This is a genomic window from Desulfosediminicola sp. (assembly GCF_048381775.1).
Classification (GTDB): domain Bacteria; phylum Desulfobacterota; class Desulfobulbia; order Desulfobulbales; family Desulfocapsaceae; genus Desulfopila; species Desulfopila ganghwensis.
The window spans coordinates 47,450-59,456 of sequence record NZ_JBLXGE010000016.1 but is presented as its reverse complement, the minus strand read 5'-3'; the positions used below and the strand labels follow the sequence as shown (position 1 = coordinate 59,456).

The 12,007-nt window shown below is 47.9% G+C and carries 10 protein-coding genes; 4 read left to right on the top strand and 6 right to left on the bottom strand.

Features of this window, described 5'->3' with window-relative positions:
* Positions 1-73: 73 nt before the first annotated feature.
* Entirely contained in the window at positions 74-973 is a 900-nt protein-coding gene (locus ACN5NT_RS21255) for a LysR family transcriptional regulator (RefSeq protein WP_419176819.1), read from the bottom strand.
* A gap of 124 nt (positions 974-1,097) precedes the next feature.
* Here ACN5NT_RS21255 and ACN5NT_RS21250 point away from each other — a divergent pair, with 124 nt between their 5' ends.
* Complete coding sequence (locus ACN5NT_RS21250) at positions 1,098-1,694, top strand: YceI family protein (RefSeq protein WP_136798427.1); 597 nt, start codon at positions 1,098-1,100, stop codon at positions 1,692-1,694.
* A 160-nt stretch (positions 1,695-1,854) separates the two neighbouring features.
* Entirely contained in the window at positions 1,855-2,679 is an 825-nt protein-coding gene (gene ygiD / locus ACN5NT_RS21245; RefSeq protein WP_419176818.1) for a 4,5-DOPA dioxygenase extradiol, read from the top strand.
* Positions 2,680-2,788: 109 nt separating this feature from the next.
* Here ygiD and ACN5NT_RS21240 read toward each other — a convergent pair whose 3' ends face one another.
* Entirely contained in the window at positions 2,789-3,688 is a 900-nt protein-coding gene (locus tag ACN5NT_RS21240) for an OmpA family protein (protein WP_419176817.1), read from the bottom strand.
* Between the two features lie 560 nt (positions 3,689-4,248).
* Positions 4,249-5,112, bottom strand: a complete 864-nt coding sequence (locus ACN5NT_RS21235; protein ID WP_419176816.1) for a LysR family transcriptional regulator — start codon at positions 5,110-5,112, stop codon at positions 4,249-4,251.
* A 144-nt stretch (positions 5,113-5,256) separates the two neighbouring features.
* On the opposite strand from ACN5NT_RS21235, the gene ACN5NT_RS21230 reads away from it, so the two are divergent.
* Positions 5,257-6,258 (top strand): zinc-binding alcohol dehydrogenase family protein, encoded by a 1,002-nt coding sequence (locus ACN5NT_RS21230; RefSeq protein WP_419176815.1) that lies wholly within the window; start codon positions 5,257-5,259, stop codon positions 6,256-6,258.
* A 141-nt stretch (positions 6,259-6,399) separates the two neighbouring features.
* Here ACN5NT_RS21230 and ACN5NT_RS21225 read toward each other — a convergent pair whose 3' ends face one another.
* Positions 6,400-8,433 carry an SLC13 family permease gene (locus tag ACN5NT_RS21225; RefSeq protein WP_419176814.1) on the bottom strand — a complete coding sequence of 678 codons (2,034 nt, stop codon included), beginning with the start codon at positions 8,431-8,433 and terminating at the stop codon, positions 6,400-6,402.
* A gap of 543 nt (positions 8,434-8,976) precedes the next feature.
* On the bottom strand, positions 8,977-9,882 hold the full coding sequence (locus ACN5NT_RS21220; RefSeq protein ID WP_419176813.1) for an OmpA family protein: 906 nt from the start codon (positions 9,880-9,882) through the stop codon (positions 8,977-8,979).
* Positions 9,883-10,360: 478 nt separating this feature from the next.
* On the opposite strand from ACN5NT_RS21220, the gene ACN5NT_RS21215 reads away from it, so the two are divergent.
* Positions 10,361-11,698, top strand: coding sequence for a BamA/TamA family outer membrane protein (locus ACN5NT_RS21215; RefSeq protein WP_419176812.1), 1,338 nt, complete (start codon positions 10,361-10,363; stop codon positions 11,696-11,698).
* Between the two features lie 97 nt (positions 11,699-11,795).
* Here ACN5NT_RS21215 and ACN5NT_RS21210 read toward each other — a convergent pair whose 3' ends face one another.
* Entirely contained in the window at positions 11,796-12,002 is a 207-nt protein-coding gene (locus tag ACN5NT_RS21210) for a hypothetical protein (protein WP_419176811.1), read from the bottom strand.
* Positions 12,003-12,007 lie beyond the last annotated feature (5 nt).

The following is a 12,007-nucleotide window of genomic DNA, read 5'->3' as shown; positions in this document are numbered from 1 at the left end:
GGGAGGGTTGTTCCCGATCGGGAACAGCATCAGCGGATTGAGAATAATCGACACATTACCTTCGCAGTACGTATCAACGTGAGGCGCTTTTTCCCTTAACAGCAGTCTCGTTGTACATAAACTGCATAAACGCCTTGATCCTCATGGTATTTCTCAGGTCAGGGTGTGTCAACATCCAGATTTTATGGTGAAACTTCTCAGGCACATCCAGAACAGCAACCAGGTCTTTGTCCTGATCACCAACATAGGTCGGTAATGGGGCTATGCCCAATCCCTGGTGAGTGTAGTGGTAAAGAGTAGTAAGCATATTACAACTCAGGGCTATTGCGGATTTGGGCACCAGATTCTTCAGCCATTCATTAAAGCCGATACGCCCGAGTCTCTCGTTGAGGATGAGTATTCTGTGTTCAGCCAGTTGCTCATGGGAGGTTGGCTTTCCATGGGTTTGTATATATTCCCTGGTCGCATAGAGTTTGAGCCTGATTGGGGCCAGGGATTTACCAACCACATATTCCGGGTGACGATTCACTGCCACCAGGGCTATATCCGCTTCTCTTTTGGTCAGATCCGTATAATCGGTTCTGATATCGATATCCAGCTGAATGCCGGGTTGCAGTTCTTTGAATTTTTTCACGTATGGCGGTAGCCAATACTCTCCCAGGGTGTCCGTGGTGGAGAGTTTAATTTTCCCCTCATAGCGAATATCTCTACCCGAGATCGTTCTCTCAATCGCCAGAAACTCCCCTTCGATATGATCGACACGGCTCAGAATCTCTTTACCGCTCTGCGTCAGTACATATCCGCTATTCAGCCTCTCGAATAACCTGGCTTCAAGTTTTTCCTCAAGGCTGTTAATTCGACGCAACACCGTAGAGTGATTCACCTGCAGGGATTTACTCGCCGCGCTCAGAGAGCCAAGGCGTGCCACCCGAAGAAAATAGAGATAGTCGTCCCAGTTGGCCTTGTTGTGCATTTTTGCAATCCTCTTTTGCGTTTTTTGCGAATTGATATGCATCTTAGCACAGACTACATTGTGGTACAAGAGACGCTGTTCTTAAGCAGCTTCAGTCAACCTTACTCTATTAAAGGAATTGAAAATGAGAAAAATAGTTGTGGTAGCAATAAGTGCAGTACTGATATTGGCCGGTGGAGTTACCGGGGCATACTCCTCAACCTGGAAGATTGATACCGATCACTCGGCTGCCAATTTTGCCATTCAGCATATGGCCATCAGTAAGGTCAAAGGGACTTTCAGCAATGTAGCAGGAACTATTGAATTTCACGAGTCCGGACCTAACCCGTTTACTCTTGAGATTACCATTGATCCCGTATCCGTCGATACCGGTGTTAAAAAGCGCGATGACCACCTGAGAAGCCCCGATTTTTTTGATGTCGAGAAGTTCCCGAACATCCTTTTCACTTCCGACAAGGTTGTTGCCGTGGCCGATGGCAAATATCAGGTTGAAGGCACACTGGATATGCACGGCATAACCAAAACCGTCTCGGTTTTACTGGAAGGATTAGACGTTGAAGTAACAGATCCCTGGGGCAATAACCGTAAAGGTGCTGAGATTACTGGTGAAATTGACCGTGAAGATTTCGGTATCATTTACAACTCAGTCCTCAAAGGTGGCAATCTCCTGATTGGCGATATCGCAGAAGTGCGTGTAGACCTTGAGTTTATCCAGAACTGATGCATCGGCCCCCTGGGTGGGTACTTGCCCCACCCAGGGGCCGATGCCTCTATCGGCTCATTATCTGTTCGGCAGAATAATGAGCCGAATTTACAATCGTTTCACCTGAAAAAGCACCTTGTCTTTACAACGCACTGCTCTTGGTGCAAGGTTGGTGATTATGAAACTGAACGATCTGAACAATATTGCAGAACCCCTTGAAAGCACGACCACGATGCCGGTGCTTTTCCTGGGACATGGCAGTCCGATGCATGCCATCAAAGATGATGAGATTGTGCAGGGTTTTAGAACGGTATCAGCACTGATCGAAAGGCCCAACGCCATCTTATGTATTTCTGCCCATTGGGAAACACGGGGAACCATGGTCACGGCCATGGAGGCACCGGTCACAATCCACGATTTTTATGGGTTCCCCAAAGAACTCTATGAAATTCACTATCCAGCCCCCGGCAGTCCCGATCTTGCCAAACATACCAGAGAACTGATTACAAAAACCGAGGTACATCTCGATGATAAATGGGGGCTCGATCACGGGGCCTGGACAGTACTCCGACACATGTACCCCAAGGCGGATATTCCAGTAATCCAGCTCAGCCTCGACTCAACCCAGGGTCCGAAGTATCACTATGAACTTGCCGGAGAACTCCGGGCGCTGCGCCAGAAAGGAATACTCATCGTTGGCAGCGGTAATCTGGTGCATAACCTGGAACTGATAGCATGGGATAAGCTGGACCAGAACTATGCGTATGAGTGGGCCGAGGAAGCATCGACCCGGATGAAAAAATATATCCTTGATGGCAATCATCAAAAGCTGATCGACTATTCAAAGCTTGGCAAAGCGTTCCGACTCGCAATCCCGACGCCCGAGCACTATCTGCCACTTCTGTACGCGCTTGCTCTTATGGATGGTAAAGATGAGATTACACTATTCAATGATCAGCCGGTTGGGGGCTCACTCTCTATGACTTCGGTTAAAATTGGCTGAAGTCATATGCTGGTTTACAACAAACAAAAATCCCCCATGCCCGAAGAGGAAAAGGACATGGGGGATAAAAGTATTGAGTATTACCAATTACTTTCTATTTCATCTCTGCTTATTCCCAACGTTTGAACTGAACCCGGCGGTTTTTCGCTCTGCCCTCTTCGGTGGCATTGCTGTAAGCAGGCTGGTCTTCACCAAAGCCAACCCACTTCACTGAAGCGGCATCAACACCGACCTCGTTGACCAGATAATCCGCTACAGCCTTTGCACGTCTTTCGGAAAGGCCCTGATTATAGGTAGCAGCACCAAGATCACAGGTGTGACCTTCAATAACTACCTTCAGACCCGGATTGAGATCGAATACTTTTTTGGCACCACGTAATGTCTCGTAATATTCCGGTTTAATAGAAGCACTGTTCAACTCGAAAGCAAGGCCCGAATATTCCCAGCAACCACGCTCATTGGCCTGGACACCCTTAGGAGTGTCAGGGCAGGCATCACGAATATCAATTACTCCGTCACCATCGGTGTCGGGTTCAGCAACCGCTGCAACCGCCATGGTTTCCTTGGCTGATATTGCAGTATACGCGCTCAGGATATCCTGCCACTCCCAACTGTTGTAAGCTATGGATACACTATCACCAAAGACAACTTCATCCTCAACCACTCTGGCATAGGATTGAACCATTAAGCTGCTTGCCTTCTCAGCGGTGAGTTCCAACCCGTAAGCGGTAAAAATTTTATGATAGTCTTTCGGAGAATAGGCTATGCTGAGATCGTTAAAAACTGGCTCTTCACCGTTTACGGTTGCGTAAGTAACTGGAACAGTCTCACCATTTTCGGCAAGAAATGAAAGGCCGTACGCCTCCAGTATCTGATCAAACTTATTTGAAGGATAAGCAGATGATTCATTGTTAAATGTAACAGCCGGATCGGCAGGCATCTCGATAGCCATGGCTGGTGAGCTGAACATCAACGCTGCCAGTGACACATATACTGCTTTCTTCCACATACTTTTCTCCTAAACACATTTTTATCAATCTTATCTATTAGTTCTTCAACCATCCTTTTTCTGACACATTGCTTCCCTATCACGATCAACCATGATTTCGACTTCAGCATTCCTGCAAAAAGGAGCAACTTTCGGAAGAAGATAAACAATATTGAAGCCACCACAAGGGGTGGTTTGCCTTGGAAACATAGATAATTACACGATATACACCTGTTCCTGGCAGACAATTTATAAATTGCATTTGTCTTCATAGTGGCTTCATCAAATCATGCAGCAACAATATTTTTTTCGAAACAAATGATATTTTTTTAAGATAAAACCACGGAACGACTCAACTCTTAAAAATCGACAGGATGGCTCAAGGCGCTACACTGAACCCTAACCACACTTCAGCGTAGCGCCTGACAAGCAGCATAATTACAAACAATTACAAACTACTACAGGACATGCTCCAGAACCTTTCGTTGCTGTTTTGGCTTCTAAGGGGGTAGCAGATGAATGATGGAGAGAGTAGGGATGGAGAAAACATGCTATTGCACGCTAAATGGCAATGCGGTTTTTCACCGGAGAGTATTCAGCTCGGCCTCCAGGTAGCTGACAAACACATCTCTGGCCTCGTTGGACTTCTGCTCATCTATAATAAGCGCAATCGAGTACATTGGTAATTCCGGCAATCCAAGTTGGGATGGCGCCTTTCTCAGACCTTCCGTTACAGCTCCCTGGGGCAGAATCGACAACCCCATTCCAGCCTGAACTGCAGCCTGGATGTTGGCAATGGATGTTCCGGTGAAAAGAACCTCCCACTTCCGTTTTGCCTTATCAAGACTTTCTGTGGCAATTTTTCGAAAACTGCAGGGAGATGGTAATGCTACGAGATTTAACGGCTCTTCCATGGCTGGGTCGCTGTCCTTGCCTACAACCCACGCTAAAGGTTCCCGGGCAAGGACCCGGCTTCGGCCATGATAGGAATCTTTGCCGGCAACAACCAAATCCAGTTCTCCATTTTCAAAGAGCGGTATGAGATTTATGCCGACACCTGTCTGTATTTTCAGATGGATATTCGGGTACTGCTTTCTGAACTTGCTGAGGATGGTGGGGAGAAGTTCCGGTAAAAAGTAATCAATGAGCCCTATTCGCAGTTCCCCGGAAGCCTGGGGCCTTGTGAAACGGATCACCGCTTCGTCATGGACTGCCAGAATGCGCCCGGCATACTCCAGTAAAATTTCGCCATCAAGGGTGAGCGATAGCTTCTTACTTTTTCTATTGAATATTTGTCTACTTAACCGATCTTCCAGGCGGCGTATTTTTACACTCACGCCGGACTGGGTTAAGCCAATATTCTTTCCTGCCTTGGTGAAACTTCCTGTTTGGGCAACTTCCACAAAACAGCGGAGCATATCTATATCGAGGTTTACTTGCATCATAGCATCGATGATAATCAGTCATGCTTGGCATAACAACTATTAATTTGCGTGATGAGCGAAAGGTAATAGAGTTGATTAACACCGGCATACAATCCAGGTGAATAGTCAATCATCTAATCGATAGAATCTGAATTGGAGAAACACATGAAAGCTATAATCGCAAAAACTGGTAGTAAAGCACAGGATACAGATGCCTTTACCCTCGCAGATCAACCAATACCCGAACCAGGAGCTCAGGATCTTCTGGTAAAGGTAGTTGCCATCGGTATGAACCCGGTGGATACCAAGGTTCGCGAACGAATGCCAGCTGATGGCGTGCTTGGGTGGGATGCCTACGGAGTTGTTGAAAAAATCGGCAAAGACGTGGAGTGTTTCAAGAAAGGGGATACTGTGTACTATGCTGGCGATCTCACCCGCCCGGGAACCAACAGCGAATACCATCTGGTGGATCAGCGGATAGCCGCAATTGCTCCTGAAAAACTCTCCCCTGAAGATGCGGCTGCCATGCCGTTAACATCGATCACCGCCTGGGAAGGTTTATTTGACAGACTCGGCTTTACTCCGGAAGCAGACGCCAATACAGGCAAATCCATCCTGATCGTAGGTGGTGCGGGCGGAGTTGGCTCTGTTGCAACACAGTTGGCTCACTGGGCAGGTTTGAAGGTTTTCGCAACCGCCTCAAGAACGGAAACCGTTGAGTGGTGTAAAAAACTGGGCGCCGACGTTACCATCAATCACAGAAATAATCTCGCCGAAGAGCTGAAAGCCGCCGGAACCGAAACAGTTGATGCCATATTCTGTACAACCCAGATGGAAAGACACTGGGAAGCCATGGCCGACTGCATTCGCCCCCAGGGGAGGATTGTGCTTATCGATGACCCGACCCAGCCACTGGACATCACTGTCTTCAAACGTAAAAGCGTCTCCATCTCCTGGGAGTTCATGTATACCAGATCGATGTTCAAGACCGATGACATGGCGGAGCAGGGCAAGCTCCTCTCGAAAGTTGCCGAGTTACTTGATGGCGGTACCCTGATAAGTACCCGTCAGGAAACCTTGCATGGCCTGACCCCTGAAAATATCCAGGCCATGCACATCAAGCAGGAAAGCGGCACGATGATGGGTAAGCAGGTACTGGTTCTCTAAAAAGAACGTGTTCAGAGCTGAAAAACAGCATCATAAAATCCCCCTTATCCCGGTTCTGGAGAAGATAAGGGGGATTGTTTGAACCTGTGCAACATCCCGGACAGGCCCACATCGTAATCATTCGGAGTCGAGCACTATTTCCTAAAAAATCACGTTCATCATCCCTATGGAAATCACCAGAAAGAGGATGGTCATAAAGCTGCCCGCCCGAATAAAATCTGAAACCCTATAGCCGCCAGGGCCAATAATAAGCGCACTGACCTGATGGGTGGGAAGAATAAAGGCATTTGAGGTGGCGATGGCGACAGTCAGGGCGAAGACAGCCGGGTTCGCATCAATCCCCAAAGCAATGTTTACAGCCAGAGGCACAAGCAATACAGTTGCTCCGACATTTGACATAACCAGGGTAAAGAATGTCGCCAGCATGGCAATCGCGAACTGAATAACCCATACAGGCATTTCACCCACCACCATAATGGTCTGGTCTGCTATCCACCGGGCGGTACCGGTCTGCTCTACAGCAAGTCCCAGGGGTATGAGACCCGCAAGCAGAAACACCGTTTTCCATGAAACCGAGCGATACGCCTCGTCCATACTCAAAACACCGCTTAAGATCATACCGATTGCGCCTGTCAGCAGAGCCACAGATAAGCGAATGTCGGTGAACAACACCATCGAGAGAGAAATCGCGAAAAAGAACGCTGCGAAACCGAGCTTGTGGGGACGCTCCACTTCCCGCGGGTACTCCCTGGTAATAACCACGAAATCAGCAGATTTTTCCAACCGCATCAGACTGTTCCAGGTGGTATGCACCACCAGAGTATCGCCGGAATGCAGCTCCACATGACTGATATCCTCGTCTTCATGCATGGTCTTGCCATCACGATGCAAGCCCAGCATGGCAATGCCGTGGGTTTTGCGTAACCCCGCATCGCGGCTCGTGTTACCGATAAGACTGGAACCCGGAGGCAGAACAACTTCGGCAAAGCCGGCCTTACCTGCCGAAAGATCTTCTGCAAATGTCTGCAGCTTGTCACGAACTTTCAAGCGGTAGGTTTCTACAAACGCAGTGAGGCCATTCTCTTCAGAGACAATGGCCAGCACCATACCCGCAGAAATGACGGTCTGGCAATGCATCGCCCCCGGACCTACCTTCGTGTCTCTTCCTGGAAGTTGAGTGGCAATGACGCGAATGGCATATTGGTCTTCTATCGCCGATAATGTTTTTCCAATAAGAAAGCTCTGTGTCGGAACAACCACTTCATGCATCTTATAGTCAACGCCATAGACGTTGTTAAAATATTGCATGGTATTGCCCTTTCGGCCTGTGTCATCAGATTTTTTACTGGCTGGTAATACAAAGCGACCAGCAATGAGGAAATAGATAATTCCGGCAGCAACCAGGGCAAGACCGATGGGTGTCGTGGAAAACAGCGACCAGGTCTGCATCTGCTGCTCATCCGGCAAAGTACTGTTCGAGGCAAGGATGAGGTCATTGAGCAGGATGAGAGGTGAAGAGCCGACCATGGTGACCGTGCCGCCGAGAATGGCACAAAAGCCCATTGGCATGAGCAGGCGCGACATGGGTAAACCGGAACGCTGGGAGATGCGATATACAACCGGCAGAAATAGAGCCGTTGCCCCAACGTTTTGCATAAACGATGAGATAATAGCAACCGCTCCCGACACAATAGGAATAACTCGTTTTTCAGACGTTCCGCCGATATTGAGAATAGAAGACGCAACCTTACCCATAATACCGGTTTTATCCAGCCCCGCACCAATGATCATCACAGCGATTATAGACATCACTGCGTTACTCGAGAATCCGTTAAACAGCTTGTCAGGTGTAACCAGTCCATGTTCCAGCCCCATCACAGGGGCAAGCCAACTACTTAGCCCAAGCAATACCAGAATGGTGATGGCAGCCACATCTATTTCTACAATTTCAAAGGCAAAAAGATAAATGGTCAACAATAAGATGGTCGTGATCCAGGCAATCTCCACAGAGGGTACATAAAATGCCAGGCAGGCCGCCACCATCATGAAAAGAACAGCAGCTGTGGTATTTTTCTGAAATGATTTTGAGCTTGTAATGCGAATTTTCACCCTGTCTTTGGAGCTTGCCAGGATGGATAACAGGGGGCTGCTTGATTTTAAGACTACTTGTGACATTACAATCCTTCCTCAGATCAGAGAATGAGTAGCATAAAGGGGGAGCAAATCTTGGTCGCGGAACAGATCAATGAAAAGAGACCCTGATACGGCACGATAGCACGGCGCTGACAGCAACATGAAAATTCGTTAGGAAGCGGCGCAAACACATCATCAACCAGCCAACAACATTCATACAAGTTCAGGGCATTAACATAGATCAATGATCGGTATACTTGACATACCTATCAGCATAAATATCATCAATTTCCTTTAGAATATCCTGATGTCCTGGCCGACCTTAGCGCTGCACCAAAGCAGTGTCAAATGAATTAAATTTAGCCACTGGCTAGATTGAATCTAAGCAACCTTTATTGTGTATATGATCTGTAAGATTCGCCTTTTTCCCACCACCAGGCGTGCATGTCAGAAGGCAGGGTCGTCGACATCAATGAAAAAAGGAGTGGGGCAACAGCTTCAGCGCATCAAGAGGATAGGCATCAATGAAAAAATCCCCCCTGCCAAAGGCAAGGAGGACTCATGGTTATACCGCTTCAGAAAAGCTTATTCCCAGCGTTTGAGTTCGACCCGGCGATTTTTCGCTCTGCCCTCTGCGGTCTCATTGCTGTATGCGGGTCGATCTTCACCAAAGCCTGTCCAGGTAACAGTGTCGGGATGAACACCCACCACATCAATCAGATAGTCGACGACGGCCTTGGCTCTTCTTTCTGAGAGAAGCTGATTGTATTCACTTCTGCCTACATTGCAGGTATACCCTTCCACGGCAATCTTCAAACCGGGATTCAGTTCAAACACTCTCTGAATATCACGTAACCCCTCATGAAAATCAGGATTCACGGTGGACTTGTCGAAACCAAAAAGAACATCCGCAGAATATTCCCAGCAACCACGTTCATTCACCTTGGCACCTTCCGGTGCTTCAGGACAATCAACTGCAATGACGGCTGACTGCTCCGACGAGTTGTCAAACTCTTCAGTCACCGCGGTGACAGCGACTTCTTCCACAATTGCTAGGGAATAAGCGCTTAGAATATTCTGCCACTCCTGTTTGGCATAGGCTATTGATACATTATCTTCGAATTCCAGTCGCCCTTCCGCAACGAGTTGCACGTATGGTCGCACCACAATCCCGCCAGCATTTTCAATCGTCAGTTCAAGGCCATATGCAGTTAAGATTTCATGGTAGTCCTTCGGTGAATATGCTGTACCAAGATCATTAAAGACAAGCTCTGCACCCTGTACTTTCGCATAACCTGCAGGGACTTCGGTCGCAAGCTCAGCCATGAATGAAAGACCATATGCTTCCAACACCTGATTAAACCCATTTGATGAATATGCGGTCGATTCCTTATTGAAATTGACTGCCGGATTTTCAGGGATTTCAATTGCCATCGCTGATGAACCGAACATCAAGGCCGTCAGTGCCATATACATTGTCTTTTTCCACATACTCTTTCTCCTTGTAGTAATATCTTCGTCAGTGATTGAATCAATTATTTAATCGTTAACTGACCAGCACTATGAGACAAAAGTATGTCATTGAAATGAATGACAATGCTTATCTGCGTATGAAAAATGATGAAATATTACTTCGAGGAATTGGCCACATCGCTGCAGCTAAACTATTGCAGGATGTTTCGGAAAACTAACCGCCTGGTATTTAATCCGTGATATACTTTTTACAGTTTGCTGAGTTCCGCGATAGTATGATAGATCATCAAATGCTTTCTGGTATCAGAATCCCCAGGCAACTCCGCATATTTGAAGTGAAGGTTCAGGCCTATAGACGGTGTACGTTGTATTAAGGATACAACAACGCATTTGCATAAAAATCGTTTCTCATGCAGCTCAAACCAGCTCCAACTTTCAAGACCATCCGACAATTGTTGTTGATAAAAGATTTTCAGGAAGTGGTTTATAAATACATATGACAAATAAAAGAACGCATTATTACACCATTGTTTTTCTGAGTTCTGTCCTCACTCTCGGAATCACCTATCCCTGTCTCGGCAAACCGGCAGCATCGATAAAATCTTCGGTAAACCGGGACGAAAGGGCCAATAGCGGCAAAGAAAAACTCATCATACCCTATGCTTTCCCTTCGGACTCATTGGGAACCACAGTAGGCGTGGGCGGGATGATGAAAGGTTACCACCAGGACCAGCTTCTCATAGCCGGGACTGTTTTCGGCAGCAACGAAGACGCCAAAGGTTTTATAGGGGCATTCTGGGATTACAGGATTCCTGGAACGGAGCGATTGTACTTCTCCATGCTCGGTGGCATTTCCAATTTCCCCAACCAACGTGCCTATACAGAACTGCCGAGAAGGCCATCCGGCAGCAGACCTGCCCCGCCAGGCTCAAACGACTCCGATAAAGATGATTACGTTGAGGAGAATGGGGACGATAACTGGCTTGAAATAAAACTGGAATATGTGCTGCCCATAGGCAGTATGCAGCATTCGAGCATAGCTGAGTACTATTTGAAAAACGGCATTCTGCAATCCGGCGCCACCGGCGGTGATGCCTGGAATCCTTTGACTTCCGGAATTTCTGTTGCGATGTTCGGCTTTAAAGGCAGGTATCAGAGCTATAAGAGTGATGAACTGACCTACGATGCCGACACCACCCCGTTTCGGGTCGGTTTTCTCTACAACAATACCGACTTTCCGACCAATCCCAGCCGGGGAAGTTCGCAATATATCGCTTTCACCCAGGACTTCAGCAAGGATTCAGATGCCAGCGACTGGTCGTTTATTGAATTTGAAGCGAGCAAGTATATCGATCTCGGCGCATCCGAGAGCTCGCGGCAGAGGGTTCTGGCCCTGAACTTCTGGACCGGAACCTCACCCTCCTGGTCAGAGGAAACCGATGAGAACGGTGACAGGTTCGTGAGTAAAAATCCACCGTTCTTCGAGGGGTCCCGTCTGGGAGGCTTCTATCGCATGCGTGCCTACCCAAACAATCGTTTTAATGACCGATCGGTCATTTATACCACTGCTGAATATCGCCATACGCTGAAGTGGAATCCGGCCGAAGGAGTAAACTGGCTGAACTGGCTGCAGCTCGACTGGTTCCAGGTAGTGGCATTCGCCGAAGGTGGCCGGGTCGCAGGCGATTATGATCTCGGTGAACTCTTTTCCGACTGGAAGTACGACGGCGGTGTCGGCCTTCGGGCCATGACCGCCGGGGCGGTTGTCCGACTCGATGTGGCGGCATCAGAGGAAGGAGTTTCGATGTGGGCCATGTTTGGTCATCCCTTCTAGCTACCCCCTGCCTGCTGACCTTCCCCTCTCGCCATCGGGCGTATACGGCAAGGTCAGCAGTATATCATCAACAAACAGGAACCGGACCTGACAGGCATCAGGAATCTTTGCAGACGCTCCAGTCTTTGTTCTGCAACATGAGAAAATCGAGTTGCTGCAGCAGATCATTCAGGTAATTCTCCGTACTCAGCAGCAGCAGTTGTGCGCTATATTCTTCAGGATTCTTATCGTAATTCTCTTTTGCCTCCGCCAGAATTTTCTCGGTTTTGGCAATCTGCTCCTTGAGCTTTTCTACATCTTTCATCGCTG

Excerpts from the sequence above, each read along its gene's own strand:
- ACN5NT_RS21255 (WP_419176819.1), bottom strand. The coding sequence starts at position 973 with ATGCACAACAAGGCCAACTGGGACGACTATCTCTATTTTCTTCGGGTG.
- ACN5NT_RS21250 (WP_136798427.1), top strand. The coding sequence starts at position 1,098 with ATGAGAAAAATAGTTGTGGTAGCAATAAGTGCAGTACTGATATTGGCC.
- ygiD (WP_419176818.1), top strand. The coding sequence starts at position 1,855 with ATGAAACTGAACGATCTGAACAATATTGCAGAACCCCTTGAAAGCACG.
- ACN5NT_RS21240 (WP_419176817.1), bottom strand. The coding sequence starts at position 3,688 with ATGTGGAAGAAAGCAGTATATGTGTCACTGGCAGCGTTGATGTTCAGC.
- ACN5NT_RS21235 (WP_419176816.1), bottom strand. The coding sequence starts at position 5,112 with ATGATGCAAGTAAACCTCGATATAGATATGCTCCGCTGTTTTGTGGAA.
- ACN5NT_RS21230 (WP_419176815.1), top strand. The coding sequence starts at position 5,257 with ATGAAAGCTATAATCGCAAAAACTGGTAGTAAAGCACAGGATACAGAT.
- ACN5NT_RS21225 (WP_419176814.1), bottom strand. The coding sequence starts at position 8,433 with ATGTCACAAGTAGTCTTAAAATCAAGCAGCCCCCTGTTATCCATCCTG.
- ACN5NT_RS21220 (WP_419176813.1), bottom strand. The coding sequence starts at position 9,882 with ATGTGGAAAAAGACAATGTATATGGCACTGACGGCCTTGATGTTCGGT.
- ACN5NT_RS21215 (WP_419176812.1), top strand. The coding sequence starts at position 10,361 with ATGACAAATAAAAGAACGCATTATTACACCATTGTTTTTCTGAGTTCT.
- ACN5NT_RS21210 (WP_419176811.1), bottom strand. The coding sequence starts at position 12,002 with ATGAAAGATGTAGAAAAGCTCAAGGAGCAGATTGCCAAAACCGAGAAA.